19 protein-coding genes are annotated in these 25,940 nt (G+C 54.0%); 13 read left to right on the top strand and 6 right to left on the bottom strand.

The window, feature by feature from the left end; translation table 11 throughout:
• Positions 1 to 63: 63 nt before the first annotated feature.
• Together JNUCC32_RS17045 and JNUCC32_RS17040 are read left to right on the top strand one after the other, a co-directional pair.
• On the top strand, positions 64 to 4,713 hold the full coding sequence (locus tag JNUCC32_RS17045; RefSeq protein ID WP_192569275.1) for an S-layer homology domain-containing protein: 4,650 nt from the start codon (positions 64 to 66) through the stop codon (positions 4,711 to 4,713).
• A gap of 870 nt (positions 4,714 to 5,583) precedes the next feature.
• Positions 5,584 to 5,691, top strand: coding sequence for a sporulation protein YjcZ (locus tag JNUCC32_RS17040; RefSeq protein ID WP_192569274.1), 108 nt, complete (start codon positions 5,584 to 5,586; stop codon positions 5,689 to 5,691).
• A gap of 24 nt (positions 5,692 to 5,715) precedes the next feature.
• Here the strand turns inward: JNUCC32_RS17040 and JNUCC32_RS17035 are convergent, their stop codons facing one another.
• Entirely contained in the window at positions 5,716 to 6,477 is a 762-nt protein-coding gene (locus JNUCC32_RS17035; protein ID WP_192569273.1) for an aminoglycoside adenylyltransferase domain-containing protein, read from the bottom strand.
• Positions 6,478 to 6,661: 184 nt separating this feature from the next.
• On the opposite strand from JNUCC32_RS17035, the gene JNUCC32_RS17030 reads away from it, so the two are divergent.
• Complete coding sequence (locus JNUCC32_RS17030; protein ID WP_228468771.1) at positions 6,662 to 7,369, top strand: 4'-phosphopantetheinyl transferase family protein; 708 nt, start codon at positions 6,662 to 6,664, stop codon at positions 7,367 to 7,369.
• Positions 7,370 to 7,440: 71 nt separating this feature from the next.
• Here the strand turns inward: JNUCC32_RS17030 and JNUCC32_RS17025 are convergent, their stop codons facing one another.
• Together JNUCC32_RS17025 and JNUCC32_RS17020 are read right to left on the bottom strand one after the other, a co-directional pair.
• Positions 7,441 to 9,015 carry an FAD-dependent oxidoreductase gene (locus tag JNUCC32_RS17025; protein WP_192569272.1) on the bottom strand — a complete coding sequence of 525 codons (1,575 nt, stop codon included), beginning with the start codon at positions 9,013 to 9,015 and terminating at the stop codon, positions 7,441 to 7,443.
• 145 nt (positions 9,016 to 9,160) lie between these two features.
• Complete coding sequence (locus JNUCC32_RS17020) at positions 9,161 to 11,473, bottom strand: AraC family transcriptional regulator (RefSeq protein WP_192569271.1); 2,313 nt, start codon at positions 11,471 to 11,473, stop codon at positions 9,161 to 9,163.
• A 198-nt stretch (positions 11,474 to 11,671) separates the two neighbouring features.
• Between JNUCC32_RS17020 and JNUCC32_RS17015 the strand changes: the two genes are divergently transcribed.
• The 8 genes from JNUCC32_RS17015 to JNUCC32_RS16980 all read left to right on the top strand — a co-directional run bounded on the left by JNUCC32_RS17015 (position 11,672) and on the right by JNUCC32_RS16980 (position 20,871).
• A complete protein-coding gene (locus tag JNUCC32_RS17015) occupies positions 11,672 to 13,210 on the top strand; it encodes an extracellular solute-binding protein (RefSeq protein ID WP_192572684.1) in 1,539 nt (512 codons plus the stop codon).
• Between the two features lie 210 nt (positions 13,211 to 13,420).
• Positions 13,421 to 14,959, top strand: coding sequence for an extracellular solute-binding protein (locus tag JNUCC32_RS17010; RefSeq protein ID WP_192569270.1), 1,539 nt, complete (start codon positions 13,421 to 13,423; stop codon positions 14,957 to 14,959).
• 150 nt (positions 14,960 to 15,109) lie between these two features.
• On the top strand, positions 15,110 to 16,003 hold the full coding sequence (locus JNUCC32_RS17005; RefSeq protein ID WP_375121119.1) for an ABC transporter permease: 894 nt from the start codon (positions 15,110 to 15,112) through the stop codon (positions 16,001 to 16,003).
• A 21-nt stretch (positions 16,004 to 16,024) separates the two neighbouring features.
• Positions 16,025 to 16,903, top strand: a complete 879-nt coding sequence (locus tag JNUCC32_RS17000) for a carbohydrate ABC transporter permease (RefSeq protein WP_192569269.1) — start codon at positions 16,025 to 16,027, stop codon at positions 16,901 to 16,903.
• Positions 16,904 to 16,949: 46 nt separating this feature from the next.
• Positions 16,950 to 18,359 carry a family 43 glycosylhydrolase gene (locus JNUCC32_RS16995; RefSeq protein WP_430623468.1) on the top strand — a complete coding sequence of 470 codons (1,410 nt, stop codon included), beginning with the start codon at positions 16,950 to 16,952 and terminating at the stop codon, positions 18,357 to 18,359.
• 14 nt (positions 18,360 to 18,373) lie between these two features.
• Positions 18,374 to 19,492, top strand: coding sequence for a hypothetical protein (locus JNUCC32_RS16990; protein WP_192569268.1), 1,119 nt, complete (start codon positions 18,374 to 18,376; stop codon positions 19,490 to 19,492).
• A gap of 181 nt (positions 19,493 to 19,673) precedes the next feature.
• Positions 19,674 to 20,006: a cupin domain-containing protein gene (locus JNUCC32_RS16985; RefSeq protein WP_192569267.1), complete on the top strand. Its 333-nt coding sequence runs from the start codon at positions 19,674 to 19,676 to the stop codon at positions 20,004 to 20,006.
• Between the two features lie 55 nt (positions 20,007 to 20,061).
• Positions 20,062 to 20,871, top strand: coding sequence for an alpha/beta hydrolase (locus tag JNUCC32_RS16980; protein ID WP_192569266.1), 810 nt, complete (start codon positions 20,062 to 20,064; stop codon positions 20,869 to 20,871).
• A 96-nt stretch (positions 20,872 to 20,967) separates the two neighbouring features.
• Here the strand turns inward: JNUCC32_RS16980 and JNUCC32_RS16975 are convergent, their stop codons facing one another.
• Genes JNUCC32_RS16975 through JNUCC32_RS16965 form a run of 3 tightly spaced genes read right to left on the bottom strand, consistent with a single transcriptional unit; the run spans position 20,968 to position 24,228 of the window.
• A complete protein-coding gene (locus tag JNUCC32_RS16975) occupies positions 20,968 to 22,071 on the bottom strand; it encodes an ABC transporter permease (protein ID WP_228468769.1) in 1,104 nt (367 codons plus the stop codon).
• Positions 22,037 to 23,059, bottom strand: coding sequence for an ABC transporter ATP-binding protein (locus tag JNUCC32_RS16970; RefSeq protein ID WP_192569265.1), 1,023 nt, complete (start codon positions 23,057 to 23,059; stop codon positions 22,037 to 22,039). Before JNUCC32_RS16970 ends, JNUCC32_RS16975 begins: the two co-directional genes overlap by 35 nt.
• Positions 23,060 to 23,064: 5 nt before the next feature.
• Positions 23,065 to 24,228 carry an NEW3 domain-containing protein gene (locus JNUCC32_RS16965; protein ID WP_192569264.1) on the bottom strand — a complete coding sequence of 388 codons (1,164 nt, stop codon included), beginning with the start codon at positions 24,226 to 24,228 and terminating at the stop codon, positions 23,065 to 23,067.
• A 235-nt stretch (positions 24,229 to 24,463) separates the two neighbouring features.
• On the opposite strand from JNUCC32_RS16965, the gene JNUCC32_RS16960 reads away from it, so the two are divergent.
• A complete protein-coding gene (locus JNUCC32_RS16960; RefSeq protein WP_015734135.1) occupies positions 24,464 to 25,063 on the top strand; it encodes a sigma-70 family RNA polymerase sigma factor in 600 nt (199 codons plus the stop codon).
• A complete protein-coding gene (locus JNUCC32_RS16955; RefSeq protein ID WP_192569263.1) occupies positions 25,044 to 25,940 on the top strand; it encodes an anti-sigma factor in 897 nt (298 codons plus the stop codon). Before JNUCC32_RS16960 ends, JNUCC32_RS16955 begins: the two co-directional genes overlap by 20 nt.

Raw genomic sequence — 25,940 nt, 5'->3', positions numbered from 1 at the left:
TGACTGTTGAATTTATATTCACGTGATCGTTCATTCTGAATAAAAGAAGGGTGGTATTCCTTGATGTATCGTTTATTTCGCAGGCGGATCGCGCTGCTCCTCAGTTTGTCGCTGATCGTATCGCTCATCGTGCCGATTGGTTCTTCCGCGTTCGCGGATAACGAAATTCCCCCGGCTCAAAGCGCGGTTCCCGAGCCGGTTACGCTGGTCTCCCAAGGCGGAAACAGTCTGGAATTCACGGATATCAACGTGGCAGGCGACGCGCTGGAGAGCAAAAATGACTACTTGGCGCTGTACACGAGCGGCGCTTCGGTTACGGGCTCCGTGTACACCGATGAGGTATGGGTTCCCACGCTTCATGTCGCGGTCTCGGTGGATGCCGGCGGTCAAGTGCTGGACATTCTCGGACCGAAAGACGATCCTCCGACTGCCTGGGATCCGGGCACGCTGCTGCCGATTCCGGCCGGCGGTTATGTTGTCGTGGCCGGCGGGACGCTTCCGTGGGAGCAATCCGCTTTTCAAAAGCCTCTCTTTAATCAAAACAAAACAGGAGATTCGGTGAAGCTGATGCGCGCGGGCGTCGAAGTGAAAGCAGCCGATTTCCTGCCGGATCAGCCGGGGCCAGGGCCGGATCCGCTGCCTCCGGAGCTGCATCTGCTTACGCCAAACGATGCGACCGTGGATATCCCGGTCATTGAGATTGCGGGTTTTGTGGCGAACTATGCCGCGGACCTGGATTTAAGCGTGACCGTCAATGGCGATGAAACGGCGCTTACGGCGGATGGCGTGTTCCGCACGAATGTGTATTTGGAACCGGGCCCGAACGCGGCTGAGGTAAAGCTGTTTAAGGGAGACGGCGAATTGGCCGTCCAAACGCTGAACATCGTGTACGAACCGATCGAGAACCAGGATTATATTGAAGTCGAGGCGGCACCGAAGGATATTACGATCGACATCGAAGGTCCGCGCAAGAAGCTGGATTACGTCGATAAGGATGTCACGGGCGTGCCGAACATCGTGGCGGTATTTACGAGAGATTACGGCAGCTCCATCACGATTCCCCAGACCAATGTGGCCGTGCAGGTGGATGCCAACAACCGCGTATTGCTGGTGGTCAATCCTTCGATCAACGGCAAGCCTCCGGTATGGACCGGACCGACCGATCTTGAAATACCCGAAGGCGGTTATGTGCTGATGGCACAGGACAACAGCTATGCAGGCAACAACATCAAGCGGTATTTGGCCGAGAACTTTAAGGTCGGCGACATGATCAAGCTGCGCAAGAACGGGGAAGTGGTTCAGGTACGCGACATCATGAGCGGCAACGGTCTCATTGCACGTCTCACGCTGGATAACCAGACGATGTACACCGTAACGGAAGGCAGCACCGCCATTACGGGGCGCATCGACAACATGGACGATGTTACGGCCATCAAGCTGCTGGTGAACGGGAACGAGATTCCGTTTGAAGCGGACGGCACCTTCACTCACAATTATACGTTAACAAACGGCACCAACTATATCGAAGTCAAAGTGATGAAGAATGACATCGAGCAGGATGTGCGTCATTTGGCCGTGTTTGCCAGACCTGGTTTTTCTCCGGAAAAAGAAGTCATTCTCTGGGTGGACCAGGCATCCAATGCGAGAAAGTTCAAAACCAGCGAGGATGTTTTGGCATTTCTGCAAAAAGCCAAGGAAACGGGCGTGACTTCGGTCGCGTTTGACGTGAAGGGCGTTGAAGGCTATGTTTCGTACAAAAAGAACGATTTGACAGGCAGACCTTACGTCAGCGAGATCAAAGCACCCGAAAAGGCGGGGGCAAGTCCGGATCTGGATCTGCTGCAGGAGTTCATTGACCATGGTCATGCCCTGGGATTAGAGATTCATGCGGCGATCAACGTGTTTGCCGAAGGATCGATCGCCCATAACGAGTATGCGGTTCTGAACGACCACCTCGATTGGGAAGAACGCGTGTATTTCCCTGAAAACAACGGCGAGATCAAGCGTCTGCGCGAAAGCAAAAAGCAGGGTCTGGTAGCCTTCGTCAACCCGTCCAATGACGAGGTTCGGGATTATCAGCTCAGAACGTTCGAGGAAATCATCAAGAACTACGACGTGGACGGGGTCGTCCATGACCGAAGCCGGTATGACAACGAAGGGGCCGATTTCAGCGACGAAACCCGCGTGAAGTTCGAGCAGTTTTTGCAGGCCCGGGGCAAGCAGCTTGTCAATTGGCCAAACGATATCTTCTCCTATGAAAACAATGTAAGGGTATACGGCCCGCTGATTCAGGAATGGTGGGAATTCCGTTCGGGCACGATTCAGAGCTTCTTCGGCGAAGTGAAGGCGCTGGTGGATTCCTATGAAGTTTCAGAAGGCAGAAAGATCGAGGTATCCTCTTATGTAGGATCCTGGTATGAAACGTATTATCTAAACGGCGTCAACTGGGGCAGCAAGAACTTCCGGTTCAATCCCGCACTTGGCATGCCGGACGAATCGGTGTATACGCCGGAATATTACCAAACCGGATATATCGAATATTTGGATTTTCTGATGATCGGGGCTTATCAGACCACCAGTCAGGAAATCCAGAAATACATTACGCTCGGCAATATCGTAACGAACGGGGAAATTCCGCTGTATGCAGGCATTGCCATGAACAACGTGCAGGCGCCGGCCGTCCAGCGCGAAGTATTCCAGGCGGGGCTGAAGTCCACGAACGGCCTGATGCTGTTTGACGCATCCCAGGTCAACTGGCCGATCGCGGCTGCCGCTCTCCAAGATAAGGAGTGGGTGAAGGACTACCAGCTCGGCATGAGCTTGCCGGGAAGCCCGGATTCGTTCCTGGAAGGCAATTTCTATAATATCAACCGGATCGAGGGCAACGTCAACGTGATGACGGAAGCCTTCGGATACTCCACGGGCACGAACCGCTTCGGGGTTGAAGTGGTTGTGGATAACACGGGTCACGTGACGCGAGTAGTCAACCGGAACCAAGCGATCAACTGGAGCTGGGGAGCCCCGGAAGAGAATAACAGCGTCATACCTGCGGGAGGTTTTGTTATTTCCGCTCTGGATCCGTCAGGCACAAGAACGCTTCGTCAGCTCGTGGCCAATGCTTACAATACGGGCGACCAGGTTCGTTCGGCCATATTAAGCGGGCTGATGGACGACGAAGGCAAGGAAACGCGCGCCAGCCAGCTTGCGTTGACAGGGCTGGTCGAAGTTCTCGGACCCGGCCAAGCGACCGTGAAGGTGAACGGTGCCGATGCGACCCTGTCGGCGAAAGGTGAATTTACAGCGAACGTGCCGCTGCAAACGGGCGCCAATTCGATCACCGTGGACGTATTCGTTGACAACTTCAAAACAAACAGCAAGACGTTTGAGGTCATCCGGACTTCTACGGGAGACGGCGGATCCGATCCGGGAAATCCGGGCGGAGGATCCGGTTCACCTGGTGGAGGAACGACGCCGACCCCTCCAAAACCGACCGAACCCGAGCGCTTGAACATCAAGAAAGAGACGGCACCGGACGGCAGGACGGTCATCATAGCGGATGCAAACGAGAAGTCTTTGCTCGATGATGTGGCACGGCTTAGCAAGCTGCCGGCGGCTTCACGCGTGCTTACGTATTCGGTGACCGACGCTTCGGATTCCGTCGTTCTTCACTTGCCGGTTCAAGGGCTGAGCGCCGCCGTGAAAGACCTGCCGGGGGGCTCCATCGTGTTGGAATCCTCCCAAGGGCGATTGGAAATACCGCTCCAGTCGCTGACGGAAGCTTTGCAGCAGCGAGGGACGGCGGAAAGCTTGCAGATCCGCGTCGGGTTTGCTTCGAAAGAAGAAGAGGACCGGATGAAGGCAGCACTGGAGGAGGGAGCCTCCATGCTGGATGCATCGCTTGCCATAACCTTGGCTTGGAAACAAGGTGACAAGTTGTCGACACTTCCGGCACTGAAAGGACCTTACGCTAAGTTTACGAAGGTTCTATCCCGTGTCGCCAGTCCATCCCAAACGACGGTGCTGCGGATGGATCCGGCTTCCGGCAAGCTGGTCTTCGTACCGGCGCTCATTCGCACATCGAACGGTACCTCCCAAGCGGAGTTCAAATGGAGGGAGAGCGGTGTTTATTCCGTTGTCTCCCATGCGAAGACATTTGAGGATTTAAGCAGTCATTGGGCCCGCGAAGACGTATCGCTGCTGGCCTCGAAAAAATTGATTGAAGGACTGAGCGATACGCGTTTTGGTCCGAACGAGCCGATCACGAGAGCGCAGTTCACGGCCATGCTCGTCCGTGCGCTCGGGTTGAAGGATCAGGGAGCCGACACGGGCTTCCAGGACGTGAAGGCAAACGATTGGTTTGCGTCCGCTGTCGCTACGGCTGTGGAGAGTGGGCTGATCGAAGGCTTCAGCAATGGCACATTCCGTCCGGACGAGGAGATTACCCGTGAGCAGATGAGTGTCTTGCTGCTCCGGGCGCTGAAGCTTGCCGGCAAGGATCTGGAGACAGGAGACTCCGGCTCCATATTGGAAGGGTTCAAGGATCGTGACCGCATCGCATCCTGGTCCGAAGAGGCCGTGTCGGCCATCGTCCATTCAGGTCTGATGGAGGGACGTTCTTCTGACAAGTTCGTTCCAAAGGCACATTCTACCCGTGCTGAAGGAGCGGTCGTATTAACCAGAATGCTGCAGATGGCAGAATTCATTAATCGTTAAAGCCAAAGACCCGTTCGATCCTATCGAACGGGTCTTTGTTATGTACCAGGGCGTTGCACATAAGCAACGATCTATTAAATACGGATAGATTATTATCGATCCGTATCGTTAGTGTTATTTTTTATTCTTAAGTAAACCCATCTAACAATCAACAGTATCAGGAAGGAGGTTGTTACGTACCAAGGAGTTGCGTTACCAACGAATCTGCCGAGCAAGAAAACACCGATAAATAGAAGGATGAATATAACAACGGCCAGAGACTTAACCATTATGATCGTTAATTTATCCATAAGAAACTCTCCTAGAAGAACCAATTATATCTAATTCCAACAGCTATAAATAAAATGATCCAACCCCACAGAACCCATAATCGAAAAGAACGCGGGATAATTAAATACTCCGAATACAGTTTGAGTATAATCTTCAACCGATTCCCTCCTGTCGATCGTGAGACTGTAATAGACTTTCTAAATCTAAGTGGGATTTTAGTGCATCGCTGCGGCAACTGACCAGCCATCAGTTGAATAGCTTCATCATCAGTCGCGGGATATATAACACGGTATCAGTGATGAGGGTAAGGATGTTTGCCCAGTTTTCGATACGGGATCTTCCAAACCTGAATTTTTTCATATTAAGCACCTCGCTTCAGAATGAGATCAGCTCCTTAAAGTCAATATTACGCAGGAATTTGTACAAAGTTCCAATAAATAGGAGGTAAGCGGATGTACCGAACTCTGCTTCGGATATGCAGGAGGCATGACATGGAAATTAGACTCATGCACATTCTGATCATCATTGCCGAAATGCCCTGTCTAAGGGCATCTGTTTACATAAACTGTACCATACCACTTCGCAAGGAGGTTTATATCGATGAGCTACGATAAATGTTGCTACGGCGGCGGATACGGAACTTCGGTAGGCATTGTTCTGGTATTGTATATCCTGTTGGTGATTGTATTGAGCACCTTTTGGATTTAAGTCTTGGTGAAGCATCCTTGTCAATCATAGAACCTTCCGGATTCGCTCCAGCATGTCGCCGGCAAACGTGATGAGTCCGTCCGGTGCGGATTCCGCAGGTTTCCCGGCTCCGCCGGTATATTGATGCAGGGCATGCTCGATCATCGGGTGATACTGCGAGGGAAGTGCGCGAAGCCCCCATTCGCCTCCTTCTTTTTTGGAGGACACCACGCCTTCCCTCAGATAGTACAGCACCCGGCAAAGGTTCAGCGTGTAATACACAGGAGAGGCGGTAATATCCTGTACCGCACTCTCTACATCCTCGAGGATGGCTTGAACGTAATAGGATCGGTCCACGGACGGGAAGACCTCGCGAACGGGTTTGCCGTACAGTGCAATGCCCCGATGATAGATCACGGTATAATGGGCGGCCAGGTCCGCATCTTGGAATCCGCCGCATAGGTAATCGTCATCGGCCAGATACCTCTCGCGATGGAAGGCGGAGTAGTGGAATTCGAATGGTGGCGGATAGACGAGCTCCCGAAGACTGGACTCCAGGACCAGGCTCAGTTCCAATCCCTGCTGATTGGCCATTCCATCGTGGAGGGCTATGAGTTTGTTGGCAAGCCGCCTCAATTGATCCCGGGACGGCTGCCTTGCTGCCACGACCAGCAGATCCACGTCGCTTGCTTCCGGGTTGAAACAGCCCATAGCCAAGGAACCATGCAAGTAAACGCCGACCAAATGGCTGCCCAGCTCCTCCGTAAACAAGTCCACCGCTTGATCCAAAACCGATTGCGTGTCCAATCGAACCCCCACCTTCATTTAAACGATAATTTTCTCCATTATGGTAGGGTGGTCTTTCCGTTGTCAATGATCATTCCTTCCCCCGTATATGAGGAAAAGGCAGCAGGAGGGCGGAAAGAAGCAGGGGAACGGAACGTACATATCGAAGTGAACACGGGACTATGTTTAGAGAAAGGGCGGAGTTATGGACACTTTTAATGAGAATCATCCAAGCGCTGTGGAGGTCTACGCGATCCGGAATTCGGATCATATCCGCGACGAAACGTTTCGGACCTTGTTCCAGACGCTGTCCCCTGATCGACAGGAGTATGTGTCCAAGTTCAGAAGGGCGAGCGATTACCAGCGTTCGGTGCTTGGCGATGCATTGGCCCATCGCATGCTTCGGGATAAGCTGGGACGGGAACGGACGAATATGGAAATCATCAGAAACGCTTACGGCAAACCATTCTTGAAGGATCATGATAACCTGCATTTTAACGTCTCCCATTCCGGGCAGTGGGTCGTGTGCGCCGTCGGCTATGAGCCGGTCGGGATCGACGTCGAGAAAATGGAGAACATCGATATGGATATCGCCAAACGTTATTTCCATAAAACCGAGTTTAACGCGCTGCTTAACTGCCCTCCATCCGAACGGCTTTCCCGCTTCTTTGATTTATGGACGCTAAAAGAAAGCTACATCAAGGCCGTTGGCAAAGGGTTGCATTTGCCGTTGGATTCTTTTGTAATGGAGCGGCAAGGCGGTGAATGGGAGTGGGCACCCGTGGTTGGCGATAACGGAGGAACCTACTATTTTAAGCAATATGCGCTGGAAGAAGGGTACAAGCTGTCGGTGTGCAGCATGGATCGCCATTTCCCCGATCAGATTCAATACGTAACGGCTGATGAGTTATAAAATGGAAAAACCAAAACCAGCTCAGGGCGTTGCCCTTGAGCTGGTTTTTGCAGCGGTTCTATAGCGGCGGATCAGACGGGCCGGAGTGCCGGCCATGCCAGCTCGATGCCTTCGCTTACGAGCTTTTGCTGGAAGCTGGCCAGTCTATCTTCGTCGTTCCGAACATCCGTCGGCAGAATGTCATGATCCAGGCAATGGCTGATGCAGTATCCGGCGGCCTCGCCGATGTTCCATTCTACAGGATGCAGCCGGTAGCAGCCGTTCGTAATGTGGGTGACCCCGATGTTTTTGCTGGCCGCCAGCACATTCTTCACCCGCTTCGGTATTAAGCTGCCCAGCGGAATTTGAAATGGCAGGGAAGAGATATCAATGTAAGGACGCTCACCCGTGCTCGGGTGCAAATCGATCCGGTAACAGCCGATACCGACGGAATCGTGGAACGTTTCGGCAACTCCGTCAGGGCGCGATTCGGTTGCCACATGCTGTTCCAGGACCGTGAACTCGGCCTGAATTCTTCTCGACTCACGGATGTAAGGATACATGGCCATTCCGTCTTCCGTTCCAACCACATCGGGACGCAGACGCAGTCCGGGATAACCCTGTCCGCCATCCGGCCGGGGCACCTCGGTTTGAAGCCAGTACAGCAGGGACAAGCTGAGCTGTTTAGCTTGATCAATATGATGGTCGGCCTCTTCCTTCGGCACATCGATAATGGAACCCAGCCAGTAGTCGTTCTGCGGCCAGTTCACTAGCGACACCGAACTGTCGAACGTACCTTCGGCAAAATGCTTCGGGTCCAGGATTTGACGGTATTGATAAAGCGGGAACTTGCCGTGTCCCGGGAAAATCTCATACTCGACCGGCTCATTCGTCGACGGCTTGACGGCGGTCAGGCTTAACAGCTTATCCGGCCAGAAATCGGGTTTATACTCCCGCCAAAAATCATAAAGCGCGGGCTTCTCAATCGTATGGTCTTCACCCTCCAGATAGTCCACGGCAAAACAATACGTAAAGCCCTGCATGTCCTGCGGCAGCGGATCGCCGTCGACGGCGTGCGGCTCCCCTGTCTGGGATTTGGACTCCGCACCGGTGACATATTCGATGCCTGCCAGCGGAAGCAGATCCCCTAGCTCGGTGGCATCCACGAAGAACGGGGCGCGGAGGACGATTTGATCCTCGGTTTCAAGATGACGCACGGTTACGCTGTCCACGCGATCCCCTGAAACGTCGGCAGACTCCGCCGCATATTGATACAGGATCGTCAGCCGCCCGCTGTGAATGTACGGGGCCAGCATTTGGTGCAGCACGGCGAGCGCCGTGCGGGGCTCATGGCACAGCCGGCTGACGATGCCGCTGCCAGGATTCAACTGCACGTTGGATCTGGCCTCGGGCGTCATGGGAAAATAATCGCGATAGTACTGGCGGACGCCTTCGCGGAACTGCCGGTAGCTGCGCGTGCAGCCAAAGGATTCAATCCACGGATGCTCGTCGGGCGGAACCGCCTGACTGGTCAGCTGTCCCCCGATCCAAGTCGTTTCCTCGGTCATGATGACGGTTTTTCCTGATTTGGCGGCGGCAAGCGCAGCGGCTGTTCCTCCTGTCCCGCCGCCGAGAATGACGATATCGGCCTGCATTTCTCGTATCATGGCACAGATTCTCCTTTTGGGATGGTTTCGTAAATGATCAACAATCGGCACAAAAAGTGACTATTCTAATTGTAGATGCTCATCCTTAGGAAAAGTACGGGACACAGGTGACCTTTTTTGGTAATCTGATGCCGTTTTACAAGGCTTATGATCCGGTTTTGTATTTGCTGCGATATTGCCCGGGCGTCATCCCCTCCAGCTTGCGGAAGGACCGGATAAAGTTCTGCGAATTGTTGTAACTCAGCTTCTCCGCAATATCCTTAATGGGCATATCGGTTTCGACAAGCCATTTCTTGGACATCTTGAAGCGGTATTGGGACAGGTATTCGCTGAAGGACATGTTGGTTTCTTTCTTGAACACGCTGCTTAGATAAAAATTGTTGTAATGGAGGCGCGAAGCACATTCCTCAAGCGTAATGTTGCGGTCGAATTCCTTGCGGATCATCTCGATCATCTGCTCGGAGAGGTTCTGGTATTGAGAGTCCTGGCGATCCCTGAACACACTCACCATCGGCCGGATGATCCGGGATTTGAACCAGCTCTCGATATCGGGATTGGTGTAGAGCCGAAGAAGCTCCTCCACGAGGGAGCTGTCCCGGATGTCGAGCTGCTCCAGCATGATCCCGTTCTCCTGCATCACGATCATCAGGTCATTCAACAGCCGGATGAGCGAGATTTGATACTCATGCGGCGTCCGGTCCTTGCGAAACACCTCGTCCAGCCACTGCCTCAGAAGCTCCACGGCCCGTTCCTCGTCAGCCAGCTTGATGGCATCGATCAGCTCGTTCTCCACCTGCATCGGGTAGAAGTAGACCCGGGTATGCTTGCCGGAGTTCAGGCTGAAATAAGGGACGATGACGCCGGTTCCCAGCTTGATGCGGTGTTTCAGGGCTTCAAGCCCTTCCTGGTAAGCGCGCGACGTTTTGGACAGGTTGTCGTAAGGCAGGCTGATGCCGATGCTGACCTCCAGGTCCAGGAAACTTCGCGTCGTCTTCTGGATCTCCTCCGATAGGGTATACACATAATCGTTGAATGCCTCAGGCGTGATGCCGCCTCGTCCGATGAGCGTAACCTGCGTAAGGTCGATAATGACGGAGGGGAGCCGGTGGGAGGAGGGGATCATCTCCTCGATGATATTGTTGACGGCAAACAGCAGCAAATCCCGGTCTTTGCGTTCATAGCGGGTTTCGTCCAGCATGTCGATCTGGAGGGTGAAGACCGCCAGCTGTTCCCATGCGGATACTTGCTCCTTGAAGCCGAACATCTCGATTTGTTCCATCGCTTCGGGCGGATTGATCTTGCCCAGGAACAGTTTATGGAGGAAAAAGGTGCGCACCTGCTGGCTCGTCTGCCGAAGCTCGCTGCGGAGCTTGGTATTCGAATTGAACATATCCCGGATATGTTCGTCGATGACTTGCAGCTCGCTCTTTTTGTTCGCTTGGATTTCCGGGAGACGCTCCACGATATTTTCGAAAATGTGACGGATCGGCGTATACATCTTCCGCGTTCCAAGCCATACAATCAGGACGCTGAAACCGATCATCAGCAGGCAGATATACAGCGTAAACCAGCCGATGGAACGGGACTCCTTCGTGATGGCGGACATTTCGGTGAAGGAGGCATACAGCCAGCCGTTAAAATCGGAACGCACGTAGGTAACCGACACTTGCCTGTTGTCGATCTTCGTCTCGAACTGCCCCGATTTGCTGTCAAAATGGTCCAGCTCCGCCTCCGCATACCCGGTATCGGTCAGATATAGTCCCAGTTTCCCTTGCTCCGGATGCACAACGATCCGGTAATTGTGGTCCAGCACCATGACCTCCCGGGATTCGGAAGGGCTGTCCATCATGGCGGCAAGACTGCAGCTGGGAATGGTGGCAAGCGCGACGCCCCGTGCGCTGGAGGAAGAGAGCGGCATTTTCTTCACAAGGGCGATCGTATAGGGGCAGGCATAACTGAGCGTATCGCTGGAGCCGAGGGATTCGGTCTCCAGCATCATCCAATTGGAGTTTCCTTGCAGCTCGAGAAGCTTCAGGAGCGTCTCTTTGGAAGCGTATTCATTAAATTCGTACATGCCCCGGTTATTGATCAGCCAGTTGCTTGTCGCATTCGCAAGAATGACGTCCGTTACTTTGGTTTCGGGAGACTGCAGCAGACTCATCTCTTCTCTCAGTTTGTTATACAGCTGGAAGTCATAATAGGAAAGGGGACGATATAAGGCGCTTTGCAGCATGTTGGAATTGATGACGTAATTCAGTGTATAGTCTACGGTCCTCAGCACCTGTTCAAGATTGCTGTTCGTTTGATTCATGATCTGGATGTTGCTGCTGTTGACATGGTTTTGCACGGAGGTGGATGATTTCATGAACGAGAAGAAGCCGAGGGCCACAAGAGGAATGATGCTGATGAAGCAGCCGAACAGGACCATTTTAGAATAAAAGCTACTTTTTGGATGCAATAGGTACACCTTCCTGTTTAACAAAGTGTATAATCATTGTATGGGCAACCCCCGTTACATTCAATAATCATTTCAAAATGAATAATCACTGGATTTGATCATCCTGGTTTGTCATGAAAAAAGATGTACATATGATATGATCGTCTCAGTCACTTGGGATCCGCAAGAAACATGGGGGAACGGAGGTAGAACGGATTGATGACCCGTCTGTCAAACTATGTTATGCTTACGCTCGCTATCCTATTGGTATCGGCTGCTTGCATCACCATGGCCCGCTCATCGGGGGCGGATGGCGGAAATGCGTCTTTTGAACGGAGTACCCGCATTTCGATGATGGCCAACCTGCACACCACCGAGATTCCATCCGATCGGATCGAGAAAGAGATCGAGGAAAAAACGGGCGTTCAGCTGGACATCCAGTGGGTGCCGGACGGCAGTTATGATGAAAAAGTGTTTGCAGCGCTTGCGACAGGGACCTTGCCGCAAGTCCTCTATCTCAAGAATGCCGCATCCTTGTCCTACTTCAGGGATGAAATACGAAGCGGGCTGTTCTGGGAAATCGGCCCGTACCTTGACGGCTATCCGAATTTAAAGCGATTGAAGCCCGAGGTTTTAAGGAATACCGCTATTGACGGGAAGCTGTACAGCCTGTATCAGGAGCGTGCCTTGGCCCGATCGGGCATCATTTACCGAAAGGATTGGGCGGATCGGCTGGGGCTTCCGGCGCCGGAAACGCTTGACGATTTGTACGAAATGCTGAAAGGGTTTACATTTAACGATCCGGACAACAACGGCATCGATGATACCATCGGCTTAACGGACCGCAACGACTTGATTTACGGGGCTTTCAAGACGATCAGCTCCTACTACGGAACGCCGAATCGTTGGGGATGGTACAACGATTCGTTGCAGCCGGAATTCGTCTTTCCGCAGTATATGGAAACGATGAAATTCTTTAAGATGCTGCATAGCGAAGGACTGGTGAATGAAGATTTTCCGATTACCAGCAAGACGGACCAGCAGGAGCTGTTCATTACGGGGAAAGCCGGGGTCTATATCGGCGCGATGGGGGACGTCCTGTCTCTGCAGTCAAGGCTGCTGGCGAATGACCCTGAGGCCGTACTCGATGTTCAGAATCGGGTTCGCGGGCCGGAAGGGTTCGGGATATGGGCATCGCAGGGATACGGAACGGTCATCTTGTTTCCGAAGTCCGCGATCGCCACGGAAGAGGAATTGAAGAATGTGCTCTCCTTCTACGATGCGCTAATGAGTCCAGAGCTTGCGAACCTGATGTATTGGGGAATCGAGGGCACCCACTATACCGTACAGGATGGCAAAGCGGTGGCGGTGGATGCTTTTGAGCTGAGGGAGAAGGACGTGAAGCCTTACCAGGCTTTGATGGCCGGAAGCTTCAGCACCATCCCGGGCATGCTGGAGCCGGTTAACACGAATAAGGTCAAGGATAAAGCCGAGCGGCTGATTTATGATAATGAAAGCTTCCTCATCTATGATCCTACCGCACCGCTCGAATCTCCGCTGTATAACGAGATCGGCGTCCGATTGAATGAACGCATGCGGGACGCCACCTATCAATTCATGCTGGGAATGATCGATGAGAAGGGGTTCGAGGCGGAGATCGACCGTTGGCTTGAAGAAGGGGGAAGCCAGATTATCGAGGAATATGATGCTTCGTATCGAAGCACGGTGGGACCGTATCTGCATGAGAAATACCGCTAGGGGATTGATTTCCCCGGCGGTTTTTTTGTTGTCGCGCCATCATCGGCGATCCCATTGCCTATGTAATCATTAGATTTGATTCCCCCGGCTCCCTATGCCGGGTGCGGCCGAACTCCCCATATCCAATCGAAGGATTATATACGCACCGAGCTTCCGTCATCTAAGCTGTTTCTTGTCAGTCCTTAACCCAATTATAACGGAGGTCAGATGATGAAGAAGAAAAAAGCCAGTACCATCCTGGCAATTGTAACCGCTTTATCCGTGTTGGCGGGCTGTGGCGGCGGCTCCGCCCCTGCAGCAACCGGCAGCAGCACAAATGGAGGTCAGGCGCAAGGCGAGAAACCAAGCGAACCGGTTGCCATCTCGATCATGGCCAACCTCCACACCCCTGAAGTTCCTTCCGACATGATCGAGAAGCTGCTGGAAGAGAAAACGGGCACCAAGCTTGACATTCAGTGGGTGCCGGACGGCACTTACGACGAGAAGGTCAATGCATCCTTCGCAACCGGAACGCTGCCGCAGGTGACGTATCTGAAGAATGCCGCTTCGCTAGTCAATATGCGGGACGCGATCCGCAACGGGCAATTCTGGGAAATCGGGCCGCTGCTGGATCAGTACCCGAACCTCAGCAAGCTGAAACCCGATGTGTTAAAGAACACGGCGGTGGACGGCAAAATCTATGCGTTATACCGTGAAGTGCCTTTGTCGCGCCAGGGCATCATTTATCGCAAGGATTGGGCCGACAAGCTTGGGCTCAGCGCTCCGACCAATATTGACGAGTTCTATAATATGCTGAAGCAGTTCAAGGAAAAGGATCCTGACGGCAACGGCCAAGACGACACGATTCCGTTGACGGACCGGAACGATCTGATCTATGGGGCATTCAAAACGATAAGCTCATGGCTCGGGACACCGAATAACTGGGGCGAGAAGGACGGCAAGCTGGCTCCCGAGTTTATGTTCCCCGAATATATGGAGACGATGAAATTCTTCAAGAAACTTCATCAGGAAGGGTTGATCAATCAGGATTTCCCGGTTACCAGCAAAACCGATCAGCAAAATTTGTTCATTACCGGCAAATCGGGCGTTTATATCGGAGCGATGGGGGACGTATCCAGCCTGCATCCCAAGGTCGTCGAAGTGAATCCGGATGCGGAGCTCGATGTTCAGAATAAAATCGAGGGGGGACCGAACGGCTTCGGAATCTGGTCGGTTCCCGGCTACGGCTCGGTGATACTCTTTCCGAAAACAGCCATCAAATCGGAGGAAGAACTGACAGGAGTGCTTGCCTTCATGGATCAGCTGATGAGCCCTGAGCTCGGCAACCTGATCTATTGGGGAGTGGAAGGACAGCACCACCAGCTGGAGGAAGGCAAGGTCGTTCCTTCGGAGGACACCAAGCTGACCGATCGTGAAGTGAAGCCTTATCAAGCGATGCAGGTGGGCGGGCCGCTAACGATCGAAGGATTCTATGAGCCGAAGCATATGCTTCCTGTTAAAGCGAAGGCGGAGGAAATGATCGTGGAGAACAATGATTATCTCATAGAGGATCCTTCGGCTTCCCTGGACTCCAAGACGTTTAACGAAAAGGGCGTGCAGCTGCAGGAGATGATCAAGGACGGCACGTATCGGTTCATGCTCGGAGATCTGGACGAGGCCGGATTCCAAGCCGTCGTGGACAACTGGCTAAAGAGCGGCGGTCAGCAAATCATCGATGAGTTCAACGTTTCCTACGAATCTTCCAAATAACGAACATGCCAGCATCCCGAACGGCCGGAGACAGCAATGCTGCAGTCTCCGGCAGGCTTCGGGGCAGAAAGGAAGTCTGAGATCATGAGCGAAACCGCAGTGAAGACCGGGATGCGCAAGGACGCCCCCACAATACCGGAGTCCGGTCGAATGAGAAGAATCGTTAAAAACCGGGCGATCTATCTCATGATACTTCCGGGATTTTTATACTTCCTGATCTTTAAATACATCCCGATGTCGGGATTGATCATAGCCTTCCAGGATTATCAGGCTTATCTGGGCGTAACGGGCAGCCCCTGGGTGGGGCTCAAGCACTTTGAGCGGCTGTTTACCGAGCCGATGTTCTTCACGATATTAGGCAACACGCTGTTGCTGTTTTTCTTGAACCTGGCATTTTATTTCCCCGTGCCGATCATTCTTGCCTTAATGCTCAACGAGGTCCGGCGCGAAGCGTTTAAACGTTTTATCCAGACGCTGGTGTACATTCCCCATTTCATGTCGTGGGTCATCATCGTATCCATTTCGTTTGTCATGCTCTCGATGGATCGCGGCATCATCAATGAGCTGCTGGTTATGGCCGGATTCGAAAAAATCAATTTCCTGATGAGCAGCGAGTGGTTCAGGCCGATGTATGTCCTGCAGATCATCTGGCGTGAGGCCGGCTGGGGGACCATCATTTATTTGGCCGCCATGGCCGCGATTGATCCGGGTTTATACGAAGCGTCCCGAATTGACGGAGCCAGCCGCTTTCGGCAAATGTGGCATATCACGCTCCCTTCGATTCGAAGCGTGATCGTCGTTTTATTGATTTTGAAAATCGGCGACGTGCTGGAACTTGGGTTCGAACATATCTATCTCCTCTTAAACTCGATGAACCGGGATGTTGCGGAGATTTTCGATACGTATGTGTACACCGCGGGTCTGAAGCAAGGACAGTTCAGCTTCAGCACGGCGGTCGGGTTCTTTAAATCGCTGATCGGTCTCATTCTGGTGATGCTGGCCAATTGGCTGGCCAAAAAGGCCGGAGAAGAAGGCATCTATTAATTATGAGAAAGGTGGACCGCTATGGTACAAGATAAAACGATATCGAGCCGAATCTTCGATATCGTGAACTACACGCTGCTGTCGATCATCGGCCTCGTTACCATTCTGCCTTTCCTTCACGTCATCGCCGGATCGTTCACGACGGTGACGGAGCTGGCGCAGAAGCAGTTTGTCCTGTTTCCGACCGTATGGTCCCTTGACGCTTATAAGTACGTGTTTTCGACCAATACGGTTTTTCGTTCGCTTGGCGTTTCCGTTGGCGTCACCTTCCTGGGCACTATGTTCAGCATGCTGTTAACCTGCCTGATGGCCTACGGGCTGTCGCGCAGGGATTTGGAGGGCCGGAATTTCATCATGTTCATGGTCTTGTTCACGATGCTGTTCAGCGGGGGGATGATACCGACGTTCCTCGTGGTGAAGGAAATGGGGCTCATCGATACGTATGCGGCCTTGATTGTCCCGACGGCGATCAATGCCTTCAACCTCATCATCATGCGAAACTTTTTTCAGAACCTGCCCGAAGGTCTGGAGGAATCAGCAAAAATCGACGGAGCGGGAGATTGGGGCATCCTGTTCCGAATCGTGATTCCGCTGTCGATGCCAGCCATTGCAACCATATCGCTCTTTTATGCGGTTACCTACTGGAATACGTATATGTCGGCGATTCTGTACCTGAATGACGCTGCCAAATGGCCAGTGCAGGTCATACTGCGGCAGATCGTCATTCTTGCCAGCGGCTTGGCGGCCGATACCTCCGGCATGGACGAATTCGTCCGCCCGCCGGAACAGACGGTGAAAATGGCGGTCATCGTCATTGCCACGCTGCCAATACTGTGCGTATATCCCTTCCTGCAGAAGCATTTTGCGAAGGGCGCGCTGCTGGGATCCATCAAGGGATAGAGAGGAGCGAAGGAGCGTGTTGGAAAAGAAACGGTGTGTACCGATCATGGCCGGCAATTATGCGGACCCGTCGATCATCCGGGTCGGCGAAGATTATTACATGACGCATTCATCCTACAAGCTGACGCCCGGGCTCGTCATCTGGCATTCGCGTGATTTGCTGAATTGGAGCCGGATCGGGGCCGCACTGCCCCATTACGAGGGAGATGTGTGGGCGCCGGATTTCGTCGCGCATAACGGGAGGTATTACATCTATTATCCGGCAGGGCGGACGAATTGGGTCGTTACGGCAGCCAGTCCGGCGGGACCGTGGAGCAAGCCGATCAATCTGGGGATCAAGGGAATTGATCCGGGGCATACGGCAGGACCGGACGGAAAGCGTTATTTGCATATGTCGGGCGGTGATTTTGTAGAGCTTACGGCAGACGGGCTCGCGGTCGCGGGCGAAGTGAGGCATGTGTATAACGGCTGGCGGTATCCGGAGGCTTGGGTCGTAGAGGCATACAGCCTGGAAGGGCCGAAGATGACCGTTCGCGACGGATATTATTATCTGACGGTAGCTGTCGGGGGGACGGCAGGACCGCCTACAAGCCATATGGCCGTATCGTCAAGATCCCGAACGCCATGGGGGCCGTGGGAGCATTCGCCCTATAACCCGGTCGTTCATACGGAATCCAAGGAGGAGCCCTGGTGGTCCAAGGGACATGCCTCGCTGATCGACAGTCCTGACGGCCAGTGGTGGATGGTCTACCATGCATATGCGGGCGGATTTCATTCGCTCGGTCGGCAGACGTTGCTCGAACCGATCGAATGGACCTCGGACGGGTGGTTTCATGCTGCGGAAGACTATGAGAGGCTTGACCAGCATGATGGGCCGGATGACAAAGAAGAAATCAATGTGGTGAATCAAAGCGTTTCATTCAGGGATACCTTTGCCGGATCTGAACTGGGCCTTCATTGGCAGTGCGAAGGCGTGGAGCCTTCCACCCGGTTCCGTCCGGGGAATCATGAGTTGGCAGCCGAAGCAGCACCCGAGGAAGCCAAAGCTTCTCCGCTGCTCTACATGGCTGGCCATAAGCGTTACTCAGCAGAGGTCGAGATTATCGTGGAGGGTCCGGCGGAGGGCCGACTGCTGCTCTATTACAACGATGCGGCATATCTCGGCATGGGAGTCAACGAGCGCGGAGTCCGGCATTTCCGGTCATTCAAGGGATACGGCACGATGCCGAACCATACTCGCAGGGCATTTCTGCGGTTGGTTAACGATGCGCATATCGTTTCGTTCTATTACAGCTTCGAGGGGACGCAGTGGATCCGGTACGACAAGGTCGCGGATGTTTCAGGGTTCCATCATAACACGTTTGGCGGATTTCAGAGTCTCCGCGTCGGATTGGATGCCATCGGTAAAGGCAGGGTGATTTTCCGGAATTTTTCATATAACGTCATAAGCAGCTGAAAGAAGGGGTAGAAATGGCACAGGGATTAGAGGATATTCTGGCAGGCGGCGACAGGCTGTTTGAAGGCTTCTTCGAATGGCTCGAGGGGCAATACGACGCGGCTTCCGGCGGTTTCTATTATGCCCGCAGTTCACGGGATTCCGGGGCGTTCGTTCCGGACATCGAGTCGACCGCGCAGGCATTGGGCATTATCGAGCGATGCGGGCTTCTGCAAAGACTGTCCGATGGCATCAAGGCGGGGCTCGTTCGGTTTTTTCAGTCCAAACAAGACCCCGCGACGGGTTACTTTTATGATGCCGATCCCAATATGAGAACAGACGATGTGATGGTGGGACGAGCGCTTGGGTACAGCGTGGGAGCACTCCGCAAGTTGGGTGCAGCCCCCTTGCACCTGCTGCCGGGCAATCGGCATATGGCTCCGGCATACTGCCGCTCTCACGAGGAATACACGAAGTGGCTGCGCTCGATCAGTCTGGTGAACAGCTGGCGCGGCTGCGATCGTCTGTGTAATTCGGCCCCTTATTTATCCCAAATGCCGCAGGAAGAGAGGGAGCCGTTTTTGCGTGAGGCGCTGTCGTATTTTGCGAGCATACAAGATCCGGCGACGGGGCTGTGGGGCGAAGGCACGCCTTATGTCCGAATATCGGGAACCTTCAAGCTGCTGACGTTCTATAATCGGTTTCAAGCCCCTTTGCCGCGGATATCGGAAATATACCATTCGTTGATGCGTGCACTGCAAAGCGAGGAGGCCGTTGATATGTGTTATATCCGGAACCCGATCAGTCTCCTCACATCGATGAAGCCGCGCATCCCGGAGCAGGATGTTCGGATCATCGCGGAAATCACCTTGCAGAATATGGCGCGTCTCAAACGCGCGGACGGCGGATTTTCACGGGTAATCGATCATTCCCCGCCGGCGCCGAATGTGGCTCAGGTAAAGCCGGGAGAGTATTATCCCGACATGCCGGAGGCGGTTCCGCTGGGCAATGGAGAGATAGAGGGGGATATGAATGCGGGAACCCAGGCGATTCTGATCCGCTATTCGCTGCGGGAGCTGGGCGGGCTGCAGGAGCGAAAGCTGGATGCCGCCGATTCCGCATTCTCCAATCTTCGGGCAGCTGCAGATATATAGTTGCGGGTCTGAAGGCAAGGACCTTCTCATTAAGAAAGATCCATCTTCGTGCGGACATTTCGATTTTTTTGGTGATGGCCATAGGAAAATCCATGCCCTTCGCCGAAGAAGTAGAAAGGTCGTTTACGGAAGAATCGATGGTGCGTAAATACGGCGCTTGGCACAGGAGAGGAGAAAGAGGATGGCAGAGATCGGGGTTTGGGAGCAAGCGGAGCCCGGTGTGACGAGGAAGGTATTTAAACCTGGGACCGGTCTGATGATGATGGAGGTTCACTTTGAAGCAGGAGCGGAAGGAGCACTCCACAGTCATCCCCATGAGCAGATGAGTTATTGCCTGAAGGGAGCCATTGAATTCTATATCAACGGCGAGACGACCCTTGTGCGTCAGGGAGACACCATCGTCATTCCGGGCGGAGCGGAGCATGGCGTGAAAGCACTCGAGCCATCCGCTCTTTTGGATGCGTTTACACCGTTGAGGCTTGATTTGCTTGGACCCGAAGAGAGTTGCGGCTGAAAGAAATCGATTCGAAGGACAACGACAATTATGAAGTCGGAAAGGAATGGATAGAATGAAGCTTTGGGAACAGGATACACCAGGATATGCGTCGATGGAAGAGTCGTTCACGCCTTATATGACACCTTATCTTCTACAAAAAGAAACACCACACGGAGCCGTGCTCGTTCTGCCGGGCGGCGGATATGGACGGCGGGCAGATCATGAGGGCGATCCGGTGGCCCTGTGGCTGAATTCGATCGGCTTATCGGCATTCGTCGTTCATTATCGGGTTGCCCCGTACCGGCATCCTTATCCGCTGTATGATGCCCAGCGGGCGATTCGGCTCGTAAGGCATCATGCCAAGGAATGGAACATCGATCCGGAACGCATCGGAATTCTCGGATTCTCTGCCGGCGGACATCTCGCGGCCAGTGCAAGCACCTATTTCGATGAAGGAAATCCGGAGGCCGAAGATCGCGTTGAGAGGCAGGGCTCCCGTCCGAACGCATCCATTCTCTGTTACCCGGTCATTTCATTTAAGGACTACTACCATGAGGGCTCCATGATCAATTTGTTGGGGGAGAATCCGGCGGAAGACTTAAGGAATGCGATGTCCCTCGAATGGGCGGTAAAACCGGATACCCCGCCTTCCTTTCTGTGGCATACCGCGGATGACGGCGCGGTCCCGGTCGAGAACAGCCTGATGTATGCCGGATCGCTGAGCAAGCAGCAAATTCCGTTCGAACTGCATGTTTTCCCGGAAGGCCGGCATGGCCTTGGCCTTGCGGAAGAAGATGCCAGTGTTTCGCAATGGACGCGCCTGTGCGAGGGTTGGCTGCAGAAGATTGGGTTCCTGTCGCAAGCCGTCGTGCAAGGAAGGTAGAACAAATCATATAACTTGAGAACGCTTGAACGCTCGATAAAAAAACAAGCTCATCTGAAGAATTCTTCAGATGAGCTTGTTCGTATAGCCTGAAGATCAGGACCGGCCTCGAATCTCCTGGCGGAGGAACAGGACGTAGGAGATGGCAAAGCAGATCAGCGTGGCTGCGGCCAGCCCGATAATTTGCGGCCAGACGAGCAGCAGGCTTTGGCCGAACGGCAGCGGACTGGCAATGGCTCCATACACCTGCTCCTGCGTGAGCGGACCGAGATTGCGGATGGATGGCATCAACAGGGTGGTCGTCGCTTCATTGAACAGGGTATACGGCGACAGCCGGCCTAGCCACAGCATCAGATTCTGATAGGTCATGACATCTTGGACCGTCGCCGAGGCAGTACTGGGAGCCAGTCCCCGCGACAGCAGCTGCAGGATCATGTCAAAGAAGAAGCTGAAGAACAGCCAGACGGCTATGCTCGACAAGGCGGAGGTGGCTGGCTGTCGGAACCTTACGGAGAACGTAATGGACAGATTCAGCCAGAAGCCGACGTAACAGATCGTCACGACCAGAAAACTGATGATCCGTAAAAATTCCTCAAAGGTAGGCGGAATGCCGATAATCAGGGTGCCCAGTGCCATGGTCAACAGCCCGAGCGTGATAAACATGATGCTGATGACGATCAGGGAAGCCGCGAATTTCGCATTGAGCAGATCGTCGCGATGAATCGGCTGGGCCATGATTCGGCTGAGCGTGCCTTTGTTCCGTTCACTGTTGATGGCATCAAAACCCATGCCGATTCCGAGCAAAGGACCCAGGAAACCGACAAACCCGATGAAGGTCGGAAGGGTGCCGTCCGAGATGGTGAACAGCTTCAGAATGACAAAATCATGGACCCCGTTCTCCGATCCGAGGGCTTCCCGGATGCTGTTCATGGCGGTATACAGCGAGGCTACGCAGGTTAGGGCAATGATGCCTAGCAGCAGGATGAAGCGCCAGCTGCGGATATGGTCCGCTATTTCTTTGCGGACAAGCACGCCGAATGCCGAGGGCATGGAGGGTTGGGCGGATTTTTCGGCTGCCGTTTCTCCGGGGGCCCGGGCGGGCTTGGCAGATCCCTTTTTCCTGCTTTCGAATAAGGCTTGCAGCCGGCGGCCCATGCCGGTCAGCTTAGCCGGTATGCTTGGCGTCGTTCGTTCTGCCATGCTCCTCACCTCCTGCAAAATAACGGTGGTAGATTTCGTCCAGGCCGTGCTGCTGGCGATTCAGCGAGAACAGCCGAACGCCTGCATTTACGACCGTTTGGGCAATCTCCGGGCTGCAATCCCTATCGGCCCGAATCAGAACTTTAATTGGCAGCTCTCTGGTCAGCGTGTCGTTTGATTCAGCCGGACCGCTCTCGGCAGGCGGAACTTCGATCTGGTGAACCCCTGGGATGCTGCCGATGGCATCCCGCAATTCGGGCACAAGCTCATCCAGCTCCGCCGTGATCATAATGGGATCATCCGCAAACAGAGTTCGGGACAGACTCCCGACATCGCCTTCGGCGAGGAGCCGTCCCCGAACGAACAAGCCGACGCGGTCGCAAATCTGCTGAACCTGGTGGAGCTGATGGGACGATAACAGCACGGTCAATCCTTGCTCGCGGCTGAGCTTCCGAATCAACCGCAGCAGCTCTTCCATACCTGTCGGATCGATGCCCAGGGTCGGTTCGTCAAGAATGATGATTTCGGGGGATTTCATTAAGACGTCGGCAAGTCCGAGCCGCTGCCGCATCCCGCGGGAATAAGCCCCCGTCTTCTTGTGGGCAGCATGCGTGAGACCTACCTGCTCCAGCAGCTCCAATGCCCTTTCGCGGGCTTGGTTATCCGGAATTCGATTCAACCGCGCGGTTAGCATCAGGTTTTCCATGCCGGTACGGTCTTCGTAAAAGCCGACGTCATCCGGAAGGTACCCAACCCGCCGCTTCACCGGAATCGGCTCTCTTGTCGGATTGATGCCAAGCACGCTTATCGATCCCGAATCCGGTTCGCTCAGCCCCAGCAGCATCAGGATCGTGGTGGATTTGCCCGCACCGTTCGGACCGAGCAGGCCGAAGATCTCGCCCCGCCTGATTTGAAGGGATAAACGGTCCACCGCTCTCGTGTCGTGGTAACTCTTCGTCAGTTCCTGAATGTCAATGACCGTATCCATCAGGGTCATCTCCTTCCGTATTTGCGAATGAGGACATAGATGCCTCCCAGAATGGCTAATATGACAAGCACGCCGATCCAGCCCCATAGCATGGAACCTTTGACGGCTACGCGGAATTGGGCGTCGGAGCTTGCTTCGGCCGCAGCGGCTTTCAGGCTCGTAACATAATCGCCGGCGATGGCTTTGTCGCTTGAAGTCAGCTTGGCTTCTACCGTTGTGGATTTGCCTGCAGGCAGATTCTCGATCGTTTTCGGATTAAAGCTGACCTCCCAGTCCACCGGCGTATCGGCGCTGAGATTAATGTCCGAGAGTGGTGCGGTGCCCGTATTCTTCACCAGCAGCTCTATGGTTTTGCTTCCGCCCGCATTGACATTCGTGCTGAGCAAGCCGCTTGGCGTTGTAAGCTCCAGCCCGTAAGACCCTGTAATGACGGCTTCCAGCGCAAGCTCGGAGGACGTCGATGAATTGGAGGCGCGGATCGGAATGGAGAAGGAGCCTTCCGTCACCTCCGCAGGCGGCTTGACATCGACGGTAATGGATTGGCTTGCGCCTGCTTCGATTTCGACGGAGGATACCTGCTTGCCGCCTGACGTGAACGTAACGTCCCAACCCGCCTGGGCATCGGCGCTCAGGGCATAGTTTTGCTTATTGGCCGTTCGGTTTTGCAGATTCACCGTGTAGGTGAACGTGGAATCGGCGTGGCCCTCCAGATTGGCCTGATCGGTTGTGAGCTCGGTTTGATAGGTTCCTTTTTCCGTGATATCCACGGTTAACTGCAGACTGGCCATCGAGCCCGCGGTTAATTGAAACCGGTAGGAGCCTTTATCTACCTTAAGCGGCACGGTTACCTCCAGGGTCACCGATTCGGATTCGCCGGGCTTCACCGATACCTCCTTCAGCTGCCAGCCTCCACCGTTTAGCTTGGTGCTCCAGCCGCTCGGGAGGCTGTTGATTTGCAGTGGAACCGTAATGACGCTATTCGTATTGTTTTTGACCTCTAGCGGGTAATTGATGACTTCTCCAGGCGGAACGGAAATCGACGTATATGGCGTGTATAACGTGATTTCTCCGGCCGCTAACGCGGTGTTCCCCCCGCCGTACAAGCAAGCACCCAGGATGAACAAAAGCATCAGGCTCAGCTGCTTGGCTCGTTGTTTACATGATTTCATGACACTACCCCTCCTAATTTTTTTTTGTCACAAAGAGTACGTTGGAACGACCGGGATTGGATTTATCGGAAAGATTAAAATTACCTAAAAAATTCATTAAAGGAACCTGAAAAGCGTCCCGGTTTATTCAAAAGCCAAGGACGGTTTGCTAAAATATTGAATCGAAAATGGCCGTATGCAGGCGAGCCATCCTTAATTATTGGAGAGGAGAACAGGTTAGGGGGGAGTTATGGGGATGAACGATCATTCCGCGTTATGGTTGGAGGAGATTGCCGAGGGCTCCGCCGCAGCATTCAGACGCTTCTATGATGCCTATGCCCGACTAGTGTACCGGTTGGCTTTACAGATGACGAAGGACCCGGCCGAGGCGGAGGATGTATGCCAGGATATCTTCATGGAGGTGCTGCATAAGGCGGATCAGTACGATCCCGCCCGCGGAAGCGTCGAGGCTTGGCTGGCGGTGAGAACAAGGTGCAGGGCGATGGATCGCCTGCGCAAGCGGCAGCGCATCGCTGCGGCCGAATGGAACGGGGAGGCGCTGCCGGAGACGGTATGGAGCGAAGAGCAGGAGTCGGTTGAGCTGGCCGCCTTGCGACGGGTGGAGCTGGAGCAGGTAAAGGAGGCGCTGCAAGGCATTCCGCCCCTTCAGCGGATGGCGGTTTACGGAAGCTACGTCGAGCAGCGGTCCCACCGGGAAATGGCGGAATTGTTAAACCGGCCGGTCGGCACCGTCAAATCCTTAATCCGGTACGGCATCCTCAATGTCAGGCGGCGGCTGGATGCGATGAACGGGAAGGAAGGGGGAAGCGCACAGCATGAAACTTTCAAAGCATAACCTTGAACACCTTGTCCAAGGTGACATCGGCTGTACGGCCTATCCCGAGGAGAAGCTTGTCGATTACGTCATGAAGCGTTTGCCGTACGCGGAGAGCAGGAATCTGGAGCTCCATCTCAAGGAATGCGGGGCGTGCTCCGGCACGGCGGCGGAATGGGCCGGCCTTATGGGAGCAGAAAATCTCGCAATGCCATTCCATGAATCCGATGTCTTCGGGCAGGAGCTGTTTCGAAGCCGTGAGATGGACGGCGAACAGCTCGGATCGACTCAGCCGGCAGGTACGGAGCCGGCCATACGGGGGGCCGTGCAGGATCAAGCTCCGAATGATGGACCCATGCCTCCCGATCGGCTGCGCCACAGGCTCATGCGAGCGGCTTATATCCGGTCCTTCCGAAGCAAGGTCCGAATCAGGAAGCATGCTGCCTTGCAGGCGATATCCGGAGCGCTGCTCATCCTGTTGATAGCCGGTTTATTCACCTTGAAAGGGAACGACGTCCAGACCCAGGCGGCCTTCGAACATACCGTGAGCCAGCGGATTGCCGATATGCAGAGCGACGATACCGAGCGGTACGTCATACAGCCCGTAGAGCCGTTTTACGGCAGCGGATCGGTATGGCTCAAACGCGGCTCTGGAGAAATGCTGATCGTTGTGAACGGCCTGCATTCCTTGCAGGAAAAAGACTATCAGGTATGGCTGCAGGATGAGGAGCGGCTGTCGAGCGCCGGCTTTATGCTGGTTCAGGGTCCGCAGGGAAAGAGTTATTATTACGGGTTCGGCGCGGAGAACGCGAAGCGGATCGTGGTCAGCATGGAACCCAAAGGGGGGAGCCGGAGTCCGACCGGGCCCGAAGCCGTCCTGGTGAATATGGGGCCTTGA

The sequence above is a fragment of the Paenibacillus sp. JNUCC32 genome (genome assembly GCF_014863545.1).
GTDB classification, from domain to species: Bacteria; Bacillota; Bacilli; order Paenibacillales; family Paenibacillaceae; genus Paenibacillus_AQ; species Paenibacillus_AQ lautus_A.
Note: the sequence above shows the minus strand (reverse complement) of the source record. Positions and strands in the feature narration are given on the sequence as shown.